The sequence below is a fragment of the Ruania halotolerans genome (assembly GCF_021049285.1).
Classification (GTDB): domain Bacteria; phylum Actinomycetota; class Actinomycetes; order Actinomycetales; family Beutenbergiaceae; genus Ruania; species Ruania halotolerans.
Genome location: NZ_CP088017.1, coordinates 3315130 through 3338669, shown reverse-complemented (window position 1 = coordinate 3338669; position 23540 = coordinate 3315130). Strand labels below are relative to the sequence as shown.

Genomic DNA, 23540 nt, shown 5'->3' with positions numbered 1-23540 from the left:
CTACCCGATCGCGTAGCACAAGTGCTGCGAGGGCGCGCCAGTTCTAGCGAGGAGGCGGTTCATGGGGGAGACGCCCGAGTCGACCCTGGCGCATTACGGAGCAACTCTCCGGGGGCGCTGGCTCTTAATCCTGGTGGTGACCGTCATCGGGGCGGCGCTCGCAGCCAGTTACCTCGTGGTGACGCCGGCAACCTACTCCGCGACTGCGTCCGTACAGATCAATGTGATCGCCAGCGACCCGTTCCAGTCATCCCAGTCGGCGTCCGATCTCATCGACGGCAGTACCGAGGCCTCCATCGCGACGTCGTACTCCGTCGCCAGCCTGGCATCTGCGCAGTTCGACACACCACGCAGCCCGAATGAGATCCGCGAGGCAAGTGAGGCCACTCCGGTTGCCGATGCGACGGTGCTTCAGATCTCCTACACGGCGCACAGCCCAGAGAGCGCACGTGACGGTGCCGATGGGATTGCGGCGGCCTATCTGGACTACCGCGAGGCCCAGGCGCGGGCACGCCTGTCCAGCATGATCGAGATGATCGACGACCAGCTCACCGGGTTGCGCCAGGACCTGGTCCGTGCGAATGCAGCCTCCGCGGCCGCTGAACCGGGTAGCAGCGAGGCCAATCAGGCCGAAAGCGACCGTGAGTTGGTCACCATCGAGATCAACAGCCTCATCACCCGCAAGAACGTACTGGAGAGCATCAACACCGTGGGAGGGGTGATCCTCTCACCAGCGCAGGAGAACCCGCTGGAGACGGCGCCGAATGTGCGCACCATCGCCGCATCAGGCGTTCTGGGCGGCCTCCTCCTGGGCCTTGTGCTTGCGTTCCTGGCCAACAAACTGGATCGGCGGGTGGGCAGTCGGGCCGAGATCGCGCTGATCACCGGCGCCGGAGTGATCGTGGCACTTCCGGGGGCCGAGTCGAGGATTCCGGCGCGAGATGGCGACTTGGCCGGGCTGCGGCTCGCGCGTGAGCTCATCCTGGTCGATCTTCCGAAGCAGACGCGCCGGATCGTCATCCTGGACCACACGCCCGCCCCAGCCGATGTGGCCGCGAATCTGGCGATGGTGTTCGCTCAGGATCGGTCCACTGTTGATCTGGTGCTGCCCGCTCCGGACGAGATCAGCACCGAACTGGTGGTGGCGGGACTGGAGCTTGAGCCCACGCGGACGGCCGGTCTGTTGCAGGAGTACGAATGCCCGGTGGTGCCGACCTTGACCGTGGCGATTGGCGGCGCTGGAACTGAGATCACCGAGCCGGACCCGATCATCACCGCCGCTGTCCGGCAGCGGTTGACCGGGACAGCAACCGCCGACCTGCGCTTCGTCACCGTGAGCGCAGATGCGCCCGCGCCGAGCCGACTGGCCGCCGAACGGCATTGTGAGGCGGCAGTCCTGGTGGTCGTCAAGGACAGTACCCACACGGACCGGATCAACGACAGCATCGCCGAGCTCGCCGCATCGGGCGTGCCCCTGCTGGCCGTCATCACGGTGCCGCGCAGCCGGACGCGACCGCATCCGCTGCCTTCCGCCTCTGATCGGGCGCTCCGCGAAGGAGCCCGATGAGCACCCCGGAATCTGCGCCATGGGAGTCCGTACGTGTGCTGAACCTCCGGGTCGACGCTGTCACTGAGGAGGACGTCATCTCGCACGTCCTCTCCTGGGTCGACGAACCCGGTCCAGCGCGGCTCGCCGTCGGAGTGAACGCACATGCCTGCAATCAGGCGGCGCGCGATCTCCAGCTACGCACTCGGATGTGCGCTGCCGATCTTGCCTACGCCGACGGTCAATCCGTCGTCTGGGCTGCGCGATTGCTGGGCGTGCGCGTTCCTGAGCGCGTGGCGACCACCGATTTCATCCACCCGCTCGTCGATCGCGCGGCGGCAGCAGGGCACCGGATCTTTCTCTATGGGGGTCAGCCGGGCGTCGCCGAACGTGCCGCGGCACGGCTTGTGGAACGCACCCCGGCAGCGCGGATCGATGCTCACCACGGGTACGTGGCTGCGAATCAGATCGACGACGTCATCGCTCGGATCAACGAGTTCGGTACGGACATCCTGTTCGTCGGGCTCGGCGATCCACTGCAGCAGCAGTGGGTGGACACCTACCGCTCCCGGCTGAAAGTGTCGGCCATGCTCACCTGCGGCGGCCTCTTCGACGTCGTGAGTGGACGTATCGCTCGGCCGCCGCGGTGGATGGCGAGAGCTGGGCTGGAATGGTTGGGCAGACTGTTCATTGATCCTGGACACGTCGCCCGGCGGTACCTTCTGGGCAACCCCGCCTTCATCGCTCGACTTGCTCGGCAGTATGTCCGTGGGCGCCGCATTCGCTCGTCGTAGGCACGGGTGGCCAAGTCAGGGAGATGAGGATGACGTCCGAGCAAGTGCCGGCCGCGTCAGACCCTGACGACGGTGAGTCTCGGCTACTCGCCCGATCCGGGCTGATCAGTTTCGGCGGGGCGGCACTGAACGCGTTGATGGGTTTCGTGCTCACGTTCGTGATCGCACGCACCTTCGGCGAGTATGGCGCCGGAGTGGTGCTGCAGGCGATCGCCGCGTTCTCCATTACCGTCGGGTTGGCCAAGTGCGGTATGGACTCAGTCGCGGTGTGGTTGATGCCACGGTTGCGCGCGAGCGATCCGGGAGGTGCTCGCGGGGCGCTGGTGTTCCTGCTGGTCGTCGTGGTTCTGGCGGGAGCGCTCGGGGGCCTCCTGCTGGCGATCGTCGCTCCCTTTGTCGCCGGGCCGGAGGGCGAGGAGCTGGTCTCGGCATTGCGCCTCCTCGCCTGGTTCGTTGCACCCGGTGCCGTCATGACGGTCGCACTGGCCGGTACCCGCGGCCTCGGTGGCGTCCTTCCGTTCGTGCTGGTGGGCAGCGTCGCAGTCCCCGTGGCGCGACCGGTCCTGGTGGCCGTGATCGGGCTGCTCGGAGGTGCAGCCAGCATCGCTGTGGGCGCCTGGGCGGTGCCTCTCACCTTCGGGATGATCGCAGCCGTGCTCGTCCTCGTGCGGCAGGTAAGCGCTCTCGAGCAACCCGATCAGCCGCGGCGCTGGTGGCCGACCCGGCAACGCACGAGCGCCATGGTGCGGTTCGCGGTCCCGCGCACACTCGCAGTGGGGCTCGAGCAGTCGGTGTTATGGCTGGACGTCGTCCTGGTCGGCATCCTCGCCGGGACGGCCGCAGCAGGCGTGTACGGCGGGGCGAGCCGGCTGATCGCGGCCGGTCTGATTGTCGATACGGCAATTCGCGTGGTCGTGTCACCGCGTTTCAGCCACTTCATGTTTGAGGGGAACGTCGCGCAGGTGCAGAGTCTCTACCGTGTAGCCGCGATGTGGCTGGTGCTGCTCAGCACGCCGATCTACATCACGCTTGGTGTTTTCGCGCCCACCGTTCTTGGCTGGCTCGGACCCGGCTTCGTCGCCGGGTCCGATGCCCTGGCCGTGCTCGCACTCGGATCGGTGATCACCATGGCCGCGGGGAACATCCACTCCGTCTTGCTGATGAGTGGGCACAGCGGGTGGGCGGCGCTGAACAAGCTGGTCGCGCTGGTCCTGAACATCATCGGGAATCTCGTCCTCGTGCCGGTGATCGGGATCATCGGTGCCGCCTTGGCGTGGGCGCTGAGCATGATGGTCGATGCCTTGCTCGCCGCGATCGAGGTACGGCTGCTCGTGGGGGTGCGGATCGAGCCACGATCGGTCGGCTACGCCCTCGCCGTCCCAGTGCTCACCGTGGGAGGTACCGCCGCCGCAGTCCAGGCGTTGCTGGGCCGTGACGACCCGATCGCTCTGGCTCTCACGATCATCGTCGGAGGTGGATTGCTGGTGGGGTGGTGTGCTCTCGATCGTCGCAGGCTCAACGTCGATCTGTGGCGCAGGGGTCGAGGGCAGGGAACCGGTGCGTGATCGTTGAGCACGATCAGACCCGCAGCGACCAGGCGCGAACCCCTCCGATGATCCCGGCGCTGTTCGGCACGATCACCACATCGTCCCCGAGTCGTTCGACCACCTGCGGCGTGAGCCGGCGGGAGTTCCCGCCGCCGAGGTACAAGCGGTCCCACAGGTACACCGGTCGCAGCGCCTCCACCACTCGCCGGATCCGCCGTGACCACATCGCATCCCCCAGCCGGAGCCGCTCGTGCTCGCCGACGTACTCGTCGTAGGTCAGGCCCCAGCGCACCGGCCCCTGCGAGAGCTCCTGGTGGGGGGCGAGCACGCCGCCGTCGAACACCGCGTTGCCCAGGCCCGTGCCGAACGTGAGCATCAGTTCCAGGCCGGCACCGGCGATCACGCCGGCGCCATGGACCTCCGCGTCATTGAGCACCAGCACCGGCACTGCGAGTCGCCGCTCGAGCGTAGCCCGCATGTCGAAGCCGGCCCAGGCTTCCTGTAGTTCCGGTAGTACCCGGGTTCGCGGCCCTGCTTTGGTCACGTAGTGCGGCGTGGCCACCACGACGCCGTGCCGGATCATTCCGGGCATACCGACGCTGACGCGGCCGGCCGGGGGGAGGCGGTCGGCGAGGTCGGCGATCAGGTCCACCAGCCGCTGCGGCGGCAATGGGTACGGTGTGACGGCTCGGACCGGCTGGGCGTGCATGGTGCCCGCTGCATCCAGCACGGAGGCCTTCACGCCTCCGCCGCCGCAGTCGACGGCCAAGGTGGTAGGAGTCTCATGCACGTCTGGGACTTTACGCCACCGCACGAGCCTCGGGTTGTGGTGGACTAGGGCTGTGCCTGACCACACCAGAGCCGGGGCAGCGGTCAGCCCTCAGCAACTTCAGCATTCGGACTCGCCTACTGTCCGCGTCCGCCTCGACCTCAGTTACGACGGCACCGCGTTCTCGGGATGGGCCAAGCAGCCGGGACGGCGCACGGTCGAAGGAGAGCTCGCCGCAGGTGTGGCGCGGGTCCTGCGATTGCCAGTAGTCGCACTCACCGTGGCCGGACGTACCGACGCCGGGGTGCACGCGCGTGGTCAGGTCGCCCACGTGGACATTCCGGAGCCCGCGTGGGCCGCTACCCCTGGCCGCAGCGATCGCCCTCCCGGTGTTGCCCTAGTACGCCGGCTCGGGGCAGTCCTGCCCGGGGACATCGTGGTCTCTCGCGCCGAGCCGGCTGCCGAAGGATTCGACGCACGCTTCTCAGCGTTGTGGCGGAGGTACGCGTACCGTATCGCTGACGAGCCCGGGCGCAGGGATCCGCTTACTCGTGCGTGGGTGACCTGGCATCGGCGCCCACTCGATGTACGCGCCATGGATCTGGGTGCGCAACTGGTGCTCGGTGAGCATGACTTCGCCGCGTACTGCCGTCCGCGGGCGGGGGCGACGACGATCCGAACGTTGCAGGAGTTCGGGTGGTCCCGAGGAGAGGATGGACTGGCCGTCGCGCATGTGCGCGCGGACGCCTTCTGTCACTCCATGGTGCGGGCGCTGGTCGGGGCGAGCCTCGCCGTCGGGGAAGGCAGACGTGACGTGTCCTGGCCGGCGCAGGTTCTGCGCGGTGGCGTCCGGGAGCCGGCCGTCGGCGTGGCACCGGCACGAGGCCTCGTGCTGGAAGAGGTGCGGTACCCGGACGACGCGGCGCTCGCCACGCGCGCCCGCATGGCGCGGTCGGTGCGCACTCTCGGGCCATCGTGAGGTCCTGACGTCGTGCGCGATGCCGGGCGACTTGTCTCGATGCCGGGTTGCCCGTCCTCGGGAAGGCCGACGGATCGTCAGACCTGCTCGGACTGGCCGTCCTGATCGTCCTGATCGGCGGACGTGCCCGTGCCGTCGGTGATGTGCATCGCGGCTTCTTCAGCACCTGCGCCGCCGCCGGCCACGCCGACCTCGATCGCTTCGCCGTCCTCGTCGGCTGCCAGTCGGCCGGCTCGGTCGGGTTGCCTGTTCGGTGCGTCGTCGGGCAGCTCCTGGGCGAGGCGCTCCTCGAACGGCTCGCCCTCCGCCTCTTCCAGGCTCGTCTCACCCCACCGATGGCTGTGCGGCCAGTCTGGCGGGGAATAGCCCTCGTCCAGGATGTCGTCAACGCCTCGATCCACCAGGGTGTCCTCCAGGGGCAGCTGGTTGGAGTCGGGCTCCGGTGCATTGCCGGGATCGTCCGTCGAGTTCATCGCTCTACACTTGCACGCAGGTCGGTGAGGTGCACGGTGGGTGGCGAACATGCACAGGAGTGACGAAGATCGCGCGCGGAGCTGCTCCACAGGCTTTGACCGCACCGGGCGGCGCACAGTACTCTTATGAGTCGTTGTGCGTCTATGCTCGCTGGTCGGTGCCTCCCACTCACCGCGCCGGGTACCTCCGCAGACGCTCACCACCGTAGAAGTGACCAGAGGGGCCGGTTGACTCTCGCGCGTACGCCGCGCAGGAGAGCACGTCCCCCGCAGACCAGCAGAGAAACGAAGGCTACGACCGTGCGTACGTACACCCCTAAGCCCGGCGACACCGAGGCCACCTGGTACGTCATCGACGCTACCGACGTGGTGCTCGGGCGATTGGCGAGCCACGTTGCCACTGTGTTGCGTGGCAAGCACAAGCCCACCTTCGCCCCGCATGTGGACGGTGGTGACTTCGTCATCGTCGTCAACGCGGAGAAGGTCGCGCTCACAGGCGCGAAGCGGGAGCAGAAGATCGCTTACCGGCACTCGGGCTACCCGGGCGGGCTCAAGGCGACCAACTACGTCGAGCTCCTCGAGAAGCACCCCGAGCGTGCCGTGGAGAAGGCGATCCGGGGAATGATCCCCAAGACGCGTCTGGGCCGGGCCCAGTTGCGCAAGCTCAAGGTCTACACCGGTGCCGAGCACCCGCATGGTGCGCAGAAGCCCGAGACCTTCGATATCACCCAGGTCGCGCAGTAACGCGGCGGACTGACGCGAACACTGAACTGAGGAGAACCGTGTCCGAAACCACTGCCGAGATCGACGAGCTCGAGGGCGAAACCCCGAGCACGTACACCTCTGAGAGCACCGCGCCGGTCACTGGCGGCGGTAGTTCGCTGACCGCCCCCGGACAGGCCCTGGGCCGCCGGAAGGAGGCCATCGCCCGAGCACGTCTGGTGCCGGGCACCGGCACCTGGACGGTGAACGGGCGCGCACTGGAGGAGTACTTCCCCAACAAGTTGCACCAGCAGCTGGTGAACTCGCCGTTCACCCTGCTCGACCTCGAGGGCCGCTTTGATGTCGTCGCACGGATCGACGGCGGAGGCGTCTCCGGCCAGGCCGGTGCACTTCGTCTCGCGATCGCCCGTGCGCTGAACGAGATCGACACCGACTCCAACCGCGCGGCGCTGAAGCGGGCCGGTTTCCTGACCCGTGACGCTCGGGTGACCGAGCGCAAGAAGGCAGGTCTGAAGAAGGCCCGAAAGGCCCCGCAGTACTCCAAGCGCTGACGCGCTGCCCATCGGCCCCGAGCAACCGTGCATGGTTGTTCGGGGCCGAACGCGTATTACCTGCGTGTGCAGGGGACGAGATGAGAGGGGCCCGCTGGTGGCTCGACTGTTTGGAACCGATGGAGTGCGTGGACTCGCCAATCGAGAGGTGACGGCGTCGCTGGCGCTTCGCCTGGGAGCCGCGGCCGCACACGTCGTCGCTGAACGCGGTCTGTTCGATGGCCACCGCCCCCGGGCGATCGTGGGCCGCGATCCCCGGGTATCTGGGCAGTTCCTTTCGGCTGCTGTGATCGCCGGGTTGGCTAGTTCGGGCGTGGACACCGAGGACCTCGGCGTGCTGCCCACGCCGGCGGTGGCCCATCTCACCGGGGCCGAAGGCGTGGATCTGGCCGTGATGATCTCGGCGTCACACAACGCGATGCCCGACAACGGGATCAAGTTCTTCGCACGCGGGGGGATGAAGCTCGACGACGTCATCGAGGACGCTATCGAGTCCCACCTCGACACGGAATGGGATCTGCCCACCGGTGGCGACGTGGGTCGCGTGACCATCAACCGCGGCTCGGCTGGTGATGCCTACGTCGAGCACCTTCTCGGCAGTATCGATACCGACCTCACCGGCCTGCGCATCGCCGTCGACTGCGCGAACGGAGCGGCCAGCGACGTAGGCCCGGCGGCGCTGCGTGCAGCGGGTGCGGATGTGGTGGTGATCAACGCATCACCGGACGGGCGAAACATCAACGAGAAGTGTGGCTCGACCCACCCCGAGCAGCTTCAAGCCGTCACCGTGGCTTCCGAAGCGGACTTCGGGGTGGCATTCGACGGCGATGCTGACCGGTGCCTGGCAGTTGATCACACAGGCGCGCTCGTCGATGGCGACCAGATCATGGGGATCCTCGCCGTCGCAATGGACGAGGCCGGCGCGTTGGCTGAGAGCACCCTCGTGGTGACGGTGATGAGCAACCTCGGGCTCTCCCTTGCGATGAAGGAGGCGGGGATCGAGGTGGTGCAAACCGGAGTGGGAGACCGGTACGTGCTCGAGCGGATGCGTCACGGTGGTTACTCGCTCGGCGGAGAGCAATCGGGCCACATCATCCTCGCTGAACACGCGACCACGGGTGACGGTGTGCTGAGTGCCCTGCATCTGGCCGCCCGCGTTGCGCAGACCGGCCGGACCTTGGCATCGCTGGCTTCGGTGATGACGCGACTTCCGCAGGTGCTGGTCAATGTGCGCGGCGTGGACAAGGCGCGGGTCGCGACCGATCCCGAGGTGACCGCGGCGGTGGAAGCTGCCGAAGCGCGCTTGGGAGACAGCGGACGAGTGCTCCTGCGTCCCTCGGGAACTGAGCCGCTCGTCCGGGTGATGGTGGAGGCGGCAACGCAGGATCAAGCTGATCTGGAAGCTCATGCTCTCGCCGAAGTCGTGAGTAGAGAACTCCCTCTGCACTGATCCTCACGCCGCCAGCCGCCAGCCGCCAGCCGCCAGCCGCCAGCCGCCAGCCGCCAGCAGCCAGCCGCCAGCCGCCAGCAGCCAGCCGCCAGCCGCCAGCAGCCAGCCGCCAGCGCTAGCTCGACGCCCGATGCCCGGCGCCCGGCGCGAGCTGCTCACAGGGCGACCTGAGGCATCTCGCAGTTGCTGGATCGATACCGACCGCGTAGAGCGTGGTGGCCGCCCGATACCCCTGACCGCTCTCCCGGCAGCGCGGAAAGCGTCACGACAAGGTGTCGCGGGCCGGGTGTGGCCGCCCGATACCCCTGACTGCTCTCCCGGCAGCGCGGGAGAGGTCACGACCAGGTGTCGCGGACTGGGTGGTGCGCGGGCGAGGTATCACCTGTGTGCTGAACCACATTGAGTCGCAGGTGTGGCTCTCAGCGACTGCCGATACGCTCGCTCAAGCCAACTCGTGGGTGCTCAAGGCGGCGCGAGAAGCGCGGAATACCAACGATATCGGGCGCTGCTGCGATCTGTGCCGGTGCGCTCGGCCGCCGCACGGAACCCGTACCGGCCGGATTTGACCGCGGCCCCGGCGGTGCGTAATGTTTCCACTCGTTGCCCCAGTGAGGGAGGAACGGACACCGACCAGGTGGCCGATCCCCGAGAGGGTGGCCCTCGGATCGTGAACTTTCGTGCTGAGTACGATAGGGATCGACCGGCCAACTAGCTACCGGACGTCACGTCGGGTAGAGTGATCCGGCCGAGGAAAAGACGGTAGCCCCGGATGGGAGCCCAGGATTGGGCACCGGCGGTGCGCGTTCGTTGTTTGAGAACTCAACAGTGTGTTTGTAGTGATTGATGCCAGTTTTTTATTGGTTGGGTGTGCGCTTCTGCTCCGTTGGGGGTGTGCATCTGGCTGGGATTTGTTTTCGTATGGTTGTTGGCGCCCTTGGTCTTTGTTGGTTGGGGGTGTCTGTTCAGCTTTTTACGGAGAGTTTGATCCTGGCTCAGGACGAACGCTGGCGGCGTGCTTAACACATGCAAGTCGAACGATGAAGCGGTGCTTGCACCGTGGATTAGTGGCGAACGGGTGAGTAACACGTGAGTAACCTGCCCCTTTCTCTGGGATAAGCGCTGGAAACGGCGTCTAATACTGGATATTCAGGTCCTGCCGCATGGTGGGGTTTGGAAAGATTTTTTGGTGAGGGATGGGCTCGCGGCCTATCAGTTTGTTGGTGGGGTAATGGCCTACCAAGACGACGACGGGTAGCCGGCCTGAGAGGGTGACCGGCCACACTGGGACTGAGACACGGCCCAGACTCCTACGGGAGGCAGCAGTGGGGAATATTGCACAATGGGCGAAAGCCTGATGCAGCGACGCCGCGTGAGGGATGACGGCCTTCGGGTTGTAAACCTCTTTCAGTAGGGAAGAAGCCGCTTGCGGTGACGGTACCTGCAGAAGAAGCGCCGGCTAACTACGTGCCAGCAGCCGCGGTAATACGTAGGGCGCAAGCGTTGTCCGGAATTATTGGGCGTAAAGAGCTCGTAGGCGGTTTGTCGCGTCTGCTGTGAAAACGCGAGGCTCAACCTCGCGCCTGCAGTGGGTACGGGCAGACTAGAGTGTGGTAGGGGAGACTGGAATTCCTGGTGTAGCGGTGGAATGCGCAGATATCAGGAGGAACACCGATGGCGAAGGCAGGTCTCTGGGCCACTACTGACGCTGAGGAGCGAAAGCATGGGGAGCGAACAGGATTAGATACCCTGGTAGTCCATGCCGTAAACGTTGGGCACTAGGTGTGGGATCCATTCCACGGGTTCCGTGCCGCAGCTAACGCATTAAGTGCCCCGCCTGGGGAGTACGGCCGCAAGGCTAAAACTCAAAGGAATTGACGGGGGCCCGCACAAGCGGCGGAGCATGCGGATTAATTCGATGCAACGCGAAGAACCTTACCAAGGCTTGACATATACGAGAATCTGCTAGAGATAGCAGCCTCTTTGGACACTCGTATACAGGTGGTGCATGGTTGTCGTCAGCTCGTGTCGTGAGATGTTGGGTTAAGTCCCGCAACGAGCGCAACCCTCGTCCTATGTTGCCAGCACGTAATGGTGGGGACTCATAGGAGACTGCCGGGGTCAACTCGGAGGAAGGTGGGGATGACGTCAAATCATCATGCCCCTTATGTCTTGGGCTTCACGCATGCTACAATGGCCGGTACAAAGGGCTGCGATACCGTGAGGTGGAGCGAATCCCGGAAAGCCGGTCTCAGTTCGGATTGGGGTCTGCAACTCGACCCCATGAAGTCGGAGTCGCTAGTAATCGCAGATCAGCAACGCTGCGGTGAATACGTTCTCGGGCCTTGTACACACCGCCCGTCACGTCATGAAAGTCGGTAACACCCGAAGCCGGTGGCCCAACCCTTGTGGGGGGAGCTGTCGAAGGTGGGATTGGCGATTGGGACGAAGTCGTAACAAGGTAGCCGTACCGGAAGGTGCGGCTGGATCACCTCCTTTCTAAGGAGCAACTCTCGCTGGCTGTGCCTCGCCCGTTGTGGTGGGGGTGGTTGGTGGGCAGTGGCCACGCCTCGGGCATGTGTTCCGGGGGTGGTGCTCATGGGTGGAACATCAATCGCGTACTTGCTGGTTGTTTCGTGGCCGGGTTCTCCTGTGTGGGGGTCTGGTTGTGGGGCGTTGGCTGGTGGGTGCGAACACACTGTTGGGTGTCTGAGGCAACGAACCCGTGTTGGTGGGGTTTGGAACCTTTGCGGGCCTATGCGCTGGCTGACCTGTGTGGTTGGTTGGTGGTGGGGATCGTCGGTAGCTTGAGAACTGCACAGTGGACGCGAGCATCTTTGATTTTTTGTGGTCAAGTTTTTAAGAGCATTCGGTGGATGCCTTGGCACCAGGAGCCGAAGAAGGACGTAGTAGCTTGCGATAAGCCTCGGGGAGTTGGCAAACGAACTTTGATCCGAGGATTTCCGAATGGGGAAACCCAGCCGGGGTCATGCCCGGTTACCTGCACCTGAACACATAGGGTGTGTGGAGGGAACGTGGGGAAGTGAAACATCTCAGTACCCACAGGAAAAGATATTCCGAGAGTAGTGGCGAGCGAAATCGGATCAGGCCAAACCATGGGTGTGTGATAGCCGGCAGGCGTTGCACTTGTGGGGTTGTGGGACTCATTGGCTGGTTCTGCCGAACTGGCGAAGAGTTACAAAGTCGCGTGATAGTCGAAGGATCTTGAATGGTCCAGCATAGAGGGTGTGACTCCCGTAGACGAAATTGCGTGTCCTCTTAATGAGTATCCCAAGTAGCACGGGGCCCGAGAAATCCCGTGTGAATCTGCCAAGACCACTTGGTAAGCCTAAATACTACCTGGTGACCGATAGCGGACAAGTACCGTGAGGGAAAGGTGAAAAGTACCCCGGGAGGGGAGTGAAATAGTACCTGAAACCGAATGCTTACAATCCGTTGGAGCCTCCCTAGTTGGGGTGACAGCGTGCCTTTTGAAGAATGAGCCTGCGAGTTAGCGGTACGTGGCGAGGTTAACCCGTGTGGGGAAGCCGTAGCGAAAGCGAGTCCGAATAGGGCGATTTAGTCGCGTGCTCTAGACCCGAAGCGAAGTGATCTATCCATGGCCAGGTTGAAGCGCGGGTAAGACCGCGTGGAGGACCGAACCCACCTAGGTTGAAAACTGGGGGGATGAGCTGTGGATAGGGGTGAAAGGCCAATCAAACTTCGTGATAGCTGGTTCTCCCCGAAATGCATTTAGGTGCAGCGTCACGTGTTTCTTACCGGAGGTAGAGCTACTGGATGGCTGATGGGCCTCACCAGGTTACTGACGTCAACCAAACTCCGAATGCCGGTAAGTGAGAGCGTGGCAGTGAGACTGCGGGGGATAAGCTTCGTAGTCGAGAGGGAAACAGCCCAGACCACCAGCTAAGGCCCCTAAGCGTATGCTAAGTGGGAAAGGATGTGGAGTTGCACAGACAACCAGGAGGTTGGCTTAGAAGCAGCCACCCTTGAAAGAGTGCGTAATAGCTCACTGGTCAAGTGATTCTGCGCCGACAATGTAGCGGGGCTCAAGCATACCGCCGAAGCTGTGGCATTCATGCGTTACTTGGCTTGCTCCCTTGTGGGGTAGGTCCAGGTGTGTGGATGGGTAGGGGAGCGTCGTGTGGCGAGTGAAGCGGCGGAGTGATCCAGCCGTGGACGCCACACGAGTGAGAATGCAGGCATGAGTAGCGAATGACGGGTGAGAAACCCGTCCGCCGAATGACCAAGGGTTCCAGGGCCAGGTTAATCCGCCCTGGGTAAGTCGGGACCTAAGGCGAGGCCGACAGGCGTAGTCGATGGACAACGGGTTGATATTCCCGTACCGGCGAAGAACCGCCCATACCGAGCCCGGTGATGCTAAACGCCCGAAAGCTGCTAGATCCCCTTCGGGGGACGTGTAGTCGTAGCGCGTGACCCGAACCGGTAGTAGGTAAGCGTATTAACAGGGGTGACGCAGGAAGGTAGCCCAGCGTGTCTTATGGCTTGGCACGTCCAAGGTTGTAGGGCGAGGTATAGGTAAATCCGTACCTCATGAAGCCTGAGAACTGATGGTGACAGCGTATGCTGGATGATTGGGTGATCCTATGCTGCCTAGAAAAACCTCGGCGCGAGGTTCTAGCCGCCCGTACCCTAAACCGACTCAGGTGGTCAGGTAGAGAATACCAAGGCGATCGAGTGAATCGTGGTTAAGGAACTCGGCAAAATGCCCCCGTAACTTCGGGAGAAGGGGGGCCTGAAGCGTGATCCACCCTTGCGGTGGGGATGCGTGGATGGCCGCAGAGACCAGAGAGAAGCGACTGTTTATCAAAAACACAGGTCCGTGCGAAGTCGCAAGACGATGTATACGGACTGACGCCTGCCCAGTGCTGGAAGGTTAAGAGGACGGGTTAGCTCTTCGGAGCGAAGCTCAGAATTTAAGCCCCAGTAAACGGCGGTGGTAACTATAACCATCCTAAGGTAGCGAAATTCCTTGTCGGGTAAGTTCCGACCTGCACGAATGGCGTAACGACTTCTCTGCTGTCTCAACCGCGAACTCGGCGAAATTGCACTACGAGTAAAGATGCTCGTTACGCGCAGCAGGACGGAAAGACCCCGGGACCTTTACTATAGCTTGGTATTGGTGTTCGGTACGGCTTGTGTAGGATAGGTGGGAGACTGTGAAGCGCCCGCGCCAGCGGGTGTGGAGTCAACGTTGAAATACCACTCTGGTCGTTCTGGATTCCTAACCTCGGTCCGTGATCCGGATCAGGGACAGTGCCTGGTGGGTAGTTTAACTGGGGCGGTTGCCTCCTAAAAAGTAACGGAGGCGCTCAAAGGTTCCCTCAGCCTGGTTGGCAATCAGGTGGCGAGTGTAAGTACACAAGGGAGCTTGACTGTGAGACGTACATGTCGAGCAGGGACGAAAGTCGGAACTAGTGACCCGACGGTGGCTCGTGGAAGCGCCGTCGCTCAACGGATAAAAGGTACCCCGGGGATAACAGGCTGATCCTGCCCAAGAGTCCATATCGACGGCATGGTTTGGCACCTCGATGTCGGCTCGTCGCATCCTGGGGCTGGAGTTGGTCCCAAGGGTTGGGCTGTTCGCCCATTAAAGCGGTACGCGAGCTGGGTTCAGAACGTCGTGAGACAGTTCGGTCCCTATCCGCTGCGCGCGTTGGAAATTTGAGAAGGGCTGTCCCTAGTACGAGAGGACCGGGACGGACTAACCTCTGGTGTGCCAGTTGTTCCGCCAGGCAGCACGGCTGGTTAGCTACGTTGGGAAGGGATAACCGCTGAAAGCATCTAAGTGGGAAGCCTGCTTCAAGATGAGATTTCCATACACCCTCGAGGTGTGAGAGGCTCCCAGCTAGACCACTGGGTTGATAGGCCGGACGTGGAAGCACCGAAAGGTGTGAAGCTGACCGGTACTAATACGCCGATGACTTACCACAACACACATCAAAGAATTCATGTGCGCGTCCACTGTGCGGTTCCCGAGATACCGGCACACCACCCCCTGGTCCCAGAACCCCGGACACCAATCCGGGGAACAGGGACCACCAAAGGGTGGTGACACCGCAACACCCCACACCCGTGGGTGTGATATCTCCATAGAGTTACGGCGGCCATAGCGAGGCGGGAAACGCCCGGTCCCATTCCGAACCCGGAAGCTAAGCCCCTCAGCGCCGATGGTACTGCACTCGCGAGGGTGTGGGAGAGTAGGACACCGCCGGACACCCATTCCAACAAGGGCCACCAGGGACACCCCCACCACACAACGTGAGGGCACACCCGGTGGCCCTTGTTGCGTGTGCATACATGTGGCTCGAACCGACTCCAGGTGCGCTTGCCGGAGTTCGCGCCGAAGGAGTGCGCGTTGCCGTCGTCGATGGAGCGTGTGGTCGCTGAACGGTGTTGATGGTCGCGCCTGCGGATCCCTGCGTGATCCGATGGTCGCGCCTGCGGATCCCTGCGTGATCGGTCGCCCGGTGTATAGGCTGGGCGTGTGAAGGTGCTCCTGACTGGCGGTGCCGGGTTCCTCGGGTCGATCACCGCGACAGCCCTGTTGCGGGCCGGACATGTGCCGGTGGTCCTCGACTCACTCGTGAGCGGGCCGCGGGAGTTCACCCGCGACAGGATCTTCTACGAGGGCGACGTCGGCGACCGGGCGTTGGTCCGCCGGATCATCGCTGAGCACCCGGAGATCGAAGTCACGGTGCACATGGCGGCGCGGACGTCTGTTCCGGAGTCGGTCGGTGAACCGGGTCTTTACTACCGCGAGAACGTCGTCAAGACACTGGACCTGCTCGAGGAGCTCATCACGCTCGATCGCCCTCGCGTGGTGTTCTCGTCTTCTGCTGCGGTCTACGCCCCGAGCGCAGACGAGGAAGTGACTGAAGCTTCACCTGTGGCTCCGGGCTCTCCGTATGGGCGTACCAAGCTCATGGTGGAGCAGCTGCTCACCGACCTCTCGATAGCGACGCGGCTACGAGCGGTGATCCTGCGGTACTTCAACCCCGTGGGCTCGGATCCGGACCTGCGTAGCGGCGTCCATGCCGCCGAACCTACTCATGTCTTGGGGCAGCTCATTCGCACTGCTCGTGGAGAGCAGGAGGTCTTCACCCTCACGGGTACCGATTACCCCACCCGAGACGGGACCGGACTGCGAGACTACGTCCACGCATGGGACCTTGCCCGCTCCCACGTGCGCGCCGTGGAGCGCTTTGACCAGGCGCTGGACGCCGTCGGTACACCGTCGCTCGTGATCAATGTGGGTACCGGAGGTGGGGTGACGGTGCGGGAGTTGCACGCCGCCACCGAGCGTGTGACGGGCCGTCCGATTCCGATGAGGGAGGCTCCCGCACGCCCTGGTGACGCCACCGGTGCGTACGCCAACGTGGAGCGGGCCCGAGAGCTGCTGGGCTGGGAGGCCGAGCTCACCCTCGACGAGGCGATCCGGTCATCACTGGCCTGGGCCGTACGGCGCGATGATCTGCTTGGCCGCCGATAGTCGCAGTCCGTGCGGTAAAGATCAGGCCACGGGTGGAGAGAACTGAGGGTCTGCGTCGGGGATGATTCAGGGATCACCCGGATGACGGCCAGCTGGTGACTGCGTAGCGTGGGTACCTCGCGGCCCGACGACAGGAGCGTTCGTGTTCGAAGCAATCCAAGAGCCAGTCTTGGCCATGGCGGCCTCGCCGTGGGTGCTCCTGGTGTTGTTTGCCGGGTGCGTGATCGATGGCTTCTTCCCGCCGGTGCCGAGTGAGTCACTGGTCATCGCGCTCACCAGCTTGGCGATCTCGCACGAGGCGCCGAGCCTGTGGTTGATCGGTATGGTCGCCGCCGTTGGCGCCTTCATCGGAGACAACATCGCCTATGCAATCGGTACGAAGGTGCCGATCCACCGGCTCCGTATCTTCCGCTCCCGCCGCGGTCGTAAAACTCTCGCATGGGCAGAGCGCGCCCTGGCAAGGCGTGGCGCCGTCTTCATCCTCGCTGCCCGGTACATCCCGATTGGTCGCGTTGCCGTGAACATGACCGCTGGCGCCGTCGGCTACCCCTACCGACGATTCGTGGTGGTCGCCGCCATCGCCGCCGTCGCATGGGCCGGCTATTCGATCCTGCTCGGCGTGAGCGCTGGCGCGGCGCTCCATGACAACCCCTTGCTCGGGGTCGCGCTGGGCGTGGCTCTCGGTGTGGTGATGGGGTTCGTCGTAGACGGAATCGTGCGGCTGTTCCTGCGCCGGCGCGGGGTCGACCCAGTCGAGCAGATGCATGAGGTGGTGCACCAACGTGAGGACACCGACGATCCTCAGGTATTAGAGCCGCGGTCCTGACCGCAACCGCCTCACACCTGTGCCAACACTCTGGCGGCGATCCGCTCGAACCGGAACGGGTCTCGACCCGTCCAACTCTCTCGGTCCCAGACCTGCGCCACCGGCGCATCAGGACTGAAGGCGGGCCAGTGCGCACGATGGGTCCGAACGAACGAAGCAATGGCTGTGTGCATCTCATCGGCCAGGGCCGTGGGAGGGTCGTCGCCGGCGAGCCGGCAGACCCGGTCGGCGCCGAGCGTGTGCCAGGCGAACGGCAGGTCGAGGCAGTGCACGGCACGGTCGGTGACAGGTGAGCGCCACCGGAAGTCCCAGAGCCACGTCGGCGCATGGGTCCCGGGTGCGGTCTCCGTTGCGGCCGCTCGTTCGTGGGCCACCTGCACCGCGGGGATGCGGAACACCCGGTCGGTGATGGCCTGCCCGAGCAGTTCGGCCGGGCTCATGTGCGGGTGAGCGTGTGGGTACGCCCGTGCCAGGGGCGCAGGCACCCCCATTCCCATCAGGACCGCGGCGCTCACGCCGCGGGCGAGGAACCGTGCGAGTGGTTGGGTCAGCCGGTTGAACTCGTGGCTCGTTGCACCCATCAGCAGCGGTACGCCACTGCCGGCACGGAAGGTCGCGGCGCCACTCGAGGGCAGGAAATCCCCGTCCAGGACAGGTCCGAATGCTGTGACCGGTTCACGTGCCGAGAGGATCCGGTACAGGTCACCCACGGCAGAGAACAGATCGGCGGCGTCCAGTCCTCGCTCGGCAGCCACGATCTGCTCACGCGGGACCTCGCGCCAGCCCTCAAGCGCATGTTCGATACCGCACGCGTGGGCGAACTCCCTGCCGATCCGCTCCGCGGTGGCGGGGTCGATATCCGGCAGTGGCGCGGAGTGACAGACGGCCGCGTGGAACAAACCGCGAGCCTGCGGCGCCGCCAGCAACGCGAGTACCGCCCCACCGCCGGCGCTTTGACCACCCAGCGTCACCCGGTCTGGATCGCCACCGAACGCCGCGATGTTCTGCTGTACCCAGGTCAACGCCGCAACCATGTCCCGCAGCGCCCGATTCGAGGGGGCGCCCGGTAGCTCGCCGTAGCCCTCGAACCCGAGCCGGTAGGTGATCGTGACCACCACCACGCCGGATTTGTTGAACGCAGCACCATCGAACCACGGCCCACCCGGGGATCCGCCGACGTAGCTGCCGCCGTGCACCCACACGTACACCGGGAGCCGGGCCGCAAGGGTTGGGGTGAACACATTCAGGTTCAGGATCTCCTCGCCGGGAACCACTGGCTCGGGAATCGAGTGCCCATCGCCGTTCGGGCCGAGTGTAGGCGTTGGCCCGTTCCGCAGCGCCGCACGTACGCCCCTCCATCCCGGGTGCGGGACCGGGGCGGCGAAACGAAACCGACCGACGGGGGCCGCTGCATAGGGAATCCCGCGGAAGGCCAGCGACTCCCCATCGGCACGGGCGCGCACCTCGCCGCGCACGGATCCACACGGGGGGCTCGCGATCGCGGTCTGCGGCGTGGATCGTGGCACCAGAGCGCTCAGATCTTCCGCAACCCGAAGCGGCTCAGGCGATGATCGGCATCCTTGGTGAGGACGAGCGTGGCACGTCCACGAGTGGGCAGCACGTTCTGCACCAGGTTTGGCTCGTTGATCGACTCCCAGATCTGCAGTGCGCGCGCGCGTGCCGCCTCATCGTCGAGCCCGGCATAGCGGTGGAAGTACGAGCGCTCGTCCGCGAAGGCCGTCTGCCGCAGATCCAAGAAGCGGTCCACGTACCACTGCCGGACGTGCTCGACGGCCGCGTCGACGTAGATGGAGAAGTCGAAGAAGTCGCTGACGGCGAGGCTCGCCTCGCCATCGGCGCTCACCCGCGCGGGAGCGAGAACATTCAAACCCTCCACGATCAAGACTTCAGGGGTTCGGACCTCGACCTGTGCCCCGGGCACGATGTCATAGGTGAGGTGGGAGTACACCGGTGCGGTCACGCGCTCGGCCCCGGCCTTCACCTGGGTGAGGAAGTCCAGGAGCGCCCTGCGGTCGTAGGACTCCGGGAACCCCTTACGTTCCATCAGACCGCGTCGCTGCAGCTCTGCGTTGGGATGGAGGAAGCCGTCTGTGGTCACCAGTTCCACCCGGGGAGTCTCTGGCCATCGACGCAGCAGCTCGCGCAGCACGCGAGCCGCCGTCGACTTGCCCACAGCCACCGATCCGGCGATGCCGATCACGAACGGAGTCCGATGGGTGCGCTCGCCGAGGAATGTCGAGGTCGTCGCACGCAGCCGCTGGGACGCGGCCACGTAGAGGGTGAGCAGGCGGGAGAGCGGCCGGTAGGCGGTGTCCACCTCGGCCAGGTCGATCGGGTCGCCGAGCCCGCGTAGACGATCGACGTCGTCGGCAGTCAACGGGAGCGGGGTGGAGGCGGACAGCCGGCTCCAGGTTGTCCGATCGAACTCCACATACGGACTCACCGGGTGAGTGCCGGTAGCCAGAAGGTCAGAAGTTGCCACGCGCCTACTCTTTCACTCTCGGCCACGTCACGCGTACTCGAGAAGTTACGCTGACCCCATGTGCGGAATTGTCGGATATGTCGGGGCCCGGGTGCCCAGCTCTCGTCCCCTCGACGTTGTCATGGAGGGCCTGAGGCGACTCGAGTACCGCGGCTACGACTCCGCCGGAGTCGCAGTGGCCACCCCAGAAGGGCTCGCCTCCGCCAAGAAGGCCGGCAAGCTGACCAATCTCGTGAGCGAGTTGGAGCAGCGGGAACTGCCGGACGGCACCGCTGCGATCGGGCACACCCGCTGGGCCACGCACGGCGGCCCTACCGACCTCAACGCCCACCCGCACCTGGCAGGTGAGGGGCGACTCGCCGTCATCCACAACGGGATCATCGAGAACTTCCACGCGCTGAAGAACGAGCTCACCGCCGACGGCGTCACGTTCCTGTCCGAGACCGACACCGAGGTGGTCGCTCACCTGCTCTCCCGCGCCTACGACGCCACCGGCGATCTCACCGAGGCGATGCGCACCACGGTGGGTCGCCTGGAGGGTGCCTTCACGCTGCTGGCCCTGCACATCGACGCTCCAGACACCGTCGTCGCAGCCCGGCGTAACTCGCCGCTGGTGATCGGTCTGGGTGAGGGAGAGAACTTCCTGGGCAGTGACGTCTCGGCGTTCATCGCCTTCACCCGGGAGGCGATGGAGATGGGGCAGGACCAGATCGTCACGATCACTGCCGAGGACGTGGTGGTCACCGAGGCCGACGGAACCCGGGTGGACCCGCGCCGGTTCACCGTGGATTGGGACGCTGATGCTGCCGTCAAGGGCGGGTTCGCGACGTTCATGGAGAAGGAGATCCACGACCAGCCGCAGGCGGTGGCTGACACATTGCTCGGGCGCGTCGACGCCGAGGGGCAGCTCGTCCTGGACGAGATGCGTATCCCCGAGACCGTGATGCGCTCGGTCGACAAGATCGTCGTGATCGCCTGCGGTACAGCCGCCTACGTGGGGCACGTGGCCAAGTACGCGATCGAACACTGGTGCCGGATCCCCGTGGAGGTCGAGCTCGCCCACGAGTTCCGCTACCGCGATCCGGTGGTGAGCGAGAAGACGCTGGTGGTGGCCGTCTCCCAGTCGGGGGAGACGATGGACACCATCATGGCGATCCGGCACGCCCGGGAGCAGGGTGCGAAGGTCCTGGCGATCGTGAACACGCACGGCTCCACGATCGCCCGCGAGTCCGACGCAGTGCTGTACACCCACGCCGGCCCCGAGGTCGCGGTGGCGTCCACGAAGGCTTTCCTTGCCCAGATCACCGCCTGTTACCTGCTCGGCCTCTACCTGGCGCAACTGCGCGGCAACAAGTTCCCGGACGAGATCCGCGAGGATCTCGAACAGTTGCGTCAGATGCCGGAGAAGGTCCAGCGGGTCGTGGACGGCGAGGCACAGGTGCAGGCCGTGGCCCAAGAGATGAAGGACGAGCGCACTGTGCTCTTCCTGGGCCGCCATGTCGGCTTCCCGGTAGCCCTCGAAGGTGCGCTCAAGCTCAAGGAGCTCGCGTATATCCACGCCGAGGGCTTCGCCGCCGGTGAACTCAAGCACGGTCCGATCGCGCTGATCGAGCCAGGCCAGCCGGTGTTCGTGATCGCACCGTCGCCCCGTGGGCGGGACGCACTGCACTCGAAGGTGATCTCCAACATCCAGGAGATCCGCGCCCGCGGCGCCCGCACCCTGGTGATCGCCGAGGACGGGGACGAGGATGTGGTGCCCTTCGCCGATGTGATCTTCCGGGTACCGCAGACCCCCACGCTGCTCGCTCCGCTGGTCACAGTGGTTCCGCTGCAGATCTTTGCCGCGGCCCTGGCCACGGCCAAGGGGCTCGATGTGGACCAGCCGCGCAACCTCGCCAAGTCTGTCACCGTCGAGTAACGGTGTGAGCGCATGATCGTTGGCGTCGGGATCGACGTGGTGGACGTCGACCGGTTCACCAGCACCCTCGAACGCGCCGCCGGCCTGCGGGAGCGGCTGTTCACCCCGGCCGAACGCGGACTGGCTCCCGCCTCGCTCGCGGCCCGGTTCGCTGCCAAGGAGGCGATCGCGAAGGCGCTCGGCGCTCCCGGCGGGATGAGCTGGCAGGACGCGACCGTGCACCGGGTGGCCGGCGGAGCGCCGGTGGTGGACCTGTCCGGCACCGTGCTCGCCGCCGCCGAGGCACGCGGGGTCCGTTCCTGGCATCTGTCCATCTCCCACGACGCCGGGATCGCCTCAGCCGTGGCCATCGCCGAAGGGTGAACGTGCGCGCACTCGCGAGGAGGACCGATGATCAACGGATATGACGCCGAGGCGGTCCGCGCAGCGGAGGCACCCGCGCTCGCGGCCGGCGTGCCGCTGATGCGCTGGGCAGCCCAGGCCGTGGCCGCCACGGTGCGGGAGGTGCTGGCCGGCGGCGGCATCCGGGCCCGCTCTGGCCGGGTGCTGGTCCTCGCCGGCGGCGGAAACAACGGCGGGGACGGACTGCATGCAGCCGCCGACCTGGCCGGCCGTGGGGTGGCGGTCACCGCGCTACTTGCCCGGGACCGGGTGCATCCCGGCGGCCTGGACCGTGCCCGCCGTGCCGGTGTGCGGCTGCTCCCCGTGACCACACCAGACCAGCTCGCCGCGCCCGGCTGGCGGGAGGCTGCCCGGCACGCACATGTGTGGGTGGATGCCCTCGCGGGCATCGGCGTCCGCGGCGGGCTGCGTGGTCATAGTGCCGCCCTGGTCACCGCGCTGAACCAGCTTCGCCAGGACGGTGCGCCGGCCGTGGTCGCCGTCGACATCCCGAGCGGGATTGACGCCGGCACCGGCCGTCTGAACGGTCCGGTGCTGTCCGCTGACCACACCGTGACGATGGGCGCTGCCAAGGCAGGGGTGCTGCTGCCGCCGGCCGCGCTCCGGGCTGGCACAGTGCACACCTGCCCGCTCGGCCTGGAGGATGCCTTCGCCACCCAGGTTCCAGCGGTCGCCCGGCTGACCGCCGCCGACGTGGCGACCGAGTGGCCCGTGCCCCAGTCCACCGACCACAAGTACAGCCGCGGCGTGCTCGGTGTGGTCGCCGGCTCCCCGGCCTACCCCGGTGCCGGCGTGCTGACGACCGGTGCCGCGATTGCCACGGGCTGTGGGATGGTCCGCTACCTCGGCGCCACCGAGGTAGCCGCGCGGGTCCTGGACCACTATCCGGAGGCGGTCACGGCCACCGGGCGCGTGCAGGCCATGGTGGTCGGACCAGGGATCACCGGGCAGGATGAGACCGCTCGGGTGGAGCAGGCACTGCTCACCGCGATCGAGGCCGCGCCGACTGGCGAACCGATTGCCGTGGTCTGGGACGCCGGCGCGCTCGATCTGCTGCCGCGGCTGGAACATATGCTGCGTGGCACCCGCAGCGTGCTGACCCCGCACGCCGGTGAGCTCGCCGGATTGCTCGGCTCCTACGGGCACCCGACCGAGCGGGCCGACGTGGAAGCGGAGCCCGCGGCCTGGGCCGCCCTCGCCGCCGAGCTCACCGGGGCGGTGGTGCTTCTCAAGGGGCCGGTCACCGTGATCGCCCAGCCCGACGGCGTGCTGTTCTCCTGCGCGGACGGCTCACCGTGGCTGGCCACGGCGGGTTCCGGGGACGTCCTCGCCGGGGCGCTCGGCGCCCTCGCCGCTACCTCCGACGTCCCGCTCGCCCGGGCCGCGGCCGCTGCCGCCCTGGTGCACGGCCACGCCGCCCGGCTGGCCGGAGGAGGTGGCCCGATCGGGGCTCACCATCTGCTGCCCGCCCTGCCAGCGGCGATCGCCGACCTGCTGACGCGCCACCGCCCACACCGCTGATCGGCATCCA

The 23540-nt window shown here is 65.5% G+C and carries 16 protein-coding genes and 3 rRNA genes; 15 read left to right on the top strand and 4 right to left on the bottom strand.

The window, feature by feature from the left end:
- Nucleotides 1–61 precede the first annotated feature (61 nt).
- From LQF10_RS14955 to LQF10_RS14945, 3 genes are read left to right on the top strand one after another with little or no spacing between them, the layout of a single operon-like run.
- Complete coding sequence (locus tag LQF10_RS14955) at nucleotides 62–1567, top strand: Wzz/FepE/Etk N-terminal domain-containing protein (protein ID WP_231064621.1); 1506 nt, start codon at nucleotides 62–64, stop codon at nucleotides 1565–1567.
- A complete protein-coding gene (locus tag LQF10_RS14950) occupies nucleotides 1564–2340 on the top strand; it encodes a WecB/TagA/CpsF family glycosyltransferase (RefSeq protein WP_231064620.1) in 777 nt (258 codons plus the stop codon). The genes LQF10_RS14955 and LQF10_RS14950 overlap by 4 nt, the downstream gene beginning before the upstream one ends.
- Nucleotides 2341–2369: 29 nt before the next feature.
- The gene (locus LQF10_RS14945) at nucleotides 2370–3905 is read left to right on the top strand and encodes an oligosaccharide flippase family protein (RefSeq protein WP_231064619.1); all 1536 of its coding nucleotides are present in this window, start codon (nucleotides 2370–2372) and stop codon (nucleotides 3903–3905) included.
- Nucleotides 3906–3918: 13 nt separating this feature from the next.
- Here the strand turns inward: LQF10_RS14945 and LQF10_RS14940 are convergent, their stop codons facing one another.
- Complete coding sequence (locus LQF10_RS14940; RefSeq protein WP_231064618.1) at nucleotides 3919–4677, bottom strand: ROK family protein; 759 nt, start codon at nucleotides 4675–4677, stop codon at nucleotides 3919–3921.
- Between the two features lie 52 nt (nucleotides 4678–4729).
- On the opposite strand from LQF10_RS14940, the gene LQF10_RS14935 reads away from it, so the two are divergent.
- Nucleotides 4730–5635, top strand: coding sequence for a tRNA pseudouridine synthase A (locus LQF10_RS14935; RefSeq protein WP_231064617.1), 906 nt, complete (start codon nucleotides 4730–4732; stop codon nucleotides 5633–5635).
- Nucleotides 5636–5712: 77 nt separating this feature from the next.
- Here the strand turns inward: LQF10_RS14935 and LQF10_RS14930 are convergent, their stop codons facing one another.
- Nucleotides 5713–6108, bottom strand: coding sequence for a DUF5709 domain-containing protein (locus tag LQF10_RS14930; RefSeq protein WP_231064616.1), 396 nt, complete (start codon nucleotides 6106–6108; stop codon nucleotides 5713–5715).
- Nucleotides 6109–6408: 300 nt separating this feature from the next.
- Here LQF10_RS14930 and rplM point away from each other — a divergent pair, with 300 nt between their 5' ends.
- The 8 genes from rplM (at nucleotide 6409) to LQF10_RS14890 (ending at nucleotide 17186) form a co-directional block, all read left to right on the top strand.
- The gene (gene rplM / locus LQF10_RS14925; RefSeq protein WP_231064615.1) at nucleotides 6409–6852 is read left to right on the top strand and encodes a 50S ribosomal protein L13; all 444 of its coding nucleotides are present in this window, start codon (nucleotides 6409–6411) and stop codon (nucleotides 6850–6852) included.
- A 38-nt stretch (nucleotides 6853–6890) separates the two neighbouring features.
- A complete protein-coding gene (gene rpsI / locus LQF10_RS14920; protein WP_231064614.1) occupies nucleotides 6891–7382 on the top strand; it encodes a 30S ribosomal protein S9 in 492 nt (163 codons plus the stop codon).
- 97 nt (nucleotides 7383–7479) lie between these two features.
- The gene (gene glmM, locus LQF10_RS14915; protein WP_231064613.1) at nucleotides 7480–8832 is read left to right on the top strand and encodes a phosphoglucosamine mutase; all 1353 of its coding nucleotides are present in this window, start codon (nucleotides 7480–7482) and stop codon (nucleotides 8830–8832) included.
- Between the two features lie 969 nt (nucleotides 8833–9801).
- Nucleotides 9802–11328 (top strand): 16S ribosomal RNA (locus LQF10_RS14910).
- Between the two features lie 350 nt (nucleotides 11329–11678).
- Nucleotides 11679–14800: ribosomal RNA gene (locus tag LQF10_RS14905) — 23S ribosomal RNA — on the top strand.
- A gap of 167 nt (nucleotides 14801–14967) precedes the next feature.
- Nucleotides 14968–15085, top strand: a 5S ribosomal RNA gene (gene rrf / locus LQF10_RS14900).
- The 16S, 23S and 5S rRNA genes sit together here, the layout of an rRNA operon.
- Nucleotides 15086–15355: 270 nt before the next feature.
- On the top strand, nucleotides 15356–16360 hold the full coding sequence (gene galE, locus LQF10_RS14895) for a UDP-glucose 4-epimerase GalE (RefSeq protein ID WP_231064612.1): 1005 nt from the start codon (nucleotides 15356–15358) through the stop codon (nucleotides 16358–16360).
- Between the two features lie 142 nt (nucleotides 16361–16502).
- The gene (locus LQF10_RS14890) at nucleotides 16503–17186 is read left to right on the top strand and encodes a DedA family protein (protein WP_231064611.1); all 684 of its coding nucleotides are present in this window, start codon (nucleotides 16503–16505) and stop codon (nucleotides 17184–17186) included.
- Between the two features lie 11 nt (nucleotides 17187–17197).
- Here the strand turns inward: LQF10_RS14890 and LQF10_RS14885 are convergent, their stop codons facing one another.
- Nucleotides 17198–18661, bottom strand: coding sequence for a carboxylesterase/lipase family protein (locus LQF10_RS14885; protein WP_231064610.1), 1464 nt, complete (start codon nucleotides 18659–18661; stop codon nucleotides 17198–17200).
- Nucleotides 18662–18720: 59 nt separating this feature from the next.
- A complete protein-coding gene (gene coaA / locus LQF10_RS14880) occupies nucleotides 18721–19689 on the bottom strand; it encodes a type I pantothenate kinase (protein WP_231064609.1) in 969 nt (322 codons plus the stop codon).
- 58 nt (nucleotides 19690–19747) lie between these two features.
- Here coaA and glmS point away from each other — a divergent pair, with 58 nt between their 5' ends.
- The 3 genes from glmS to LQF10_RS14865 are packed head-to-tail and all read left to right on the top strand — an operon-like array spanning nucleotide 19748 to nucleotide 23530.
- Nucleotides 19748–21607 (top strand): glutamine--fructose-6-phosphate transaminase (isomerizing), encoded by a 1860-nt coding sequence (glmS, locus tag LQF10_RS14875; RefSeq protein ID WP_231064608.1) that lies wholly within the window; start codon nucleotides 19748–19750, stop codon nucleotides 21605–21607.
- Nucleotides 21608–21619: 12 nt separating this feature from the next.
- On the top strand, nucleotides 21620–21970 hold the full coding sequence (locus tag LQF10_RS14870) for a holo-ACP synthase (protein ID WP_231064607.1): 351 nt from the start codon (nucleotides 21620–21622) through the stop codon (nucleotides 21968–21970).
- A gap of 27 nt (nucleotides 21971–21997) precedes the next feature.
- A complete protein-coding gene (locus tag LQF10_RS14865; RefSeq protein ID WP_231064606.1) occupies nucleotides 21998–23530 on the top strand; it encodes an NAD(P)H-hydrate epimerase in 1533 nt (510 codons plus the stop codon).
- Nucleotides 23531–23540: the final 10 nt, after the last annotated feature.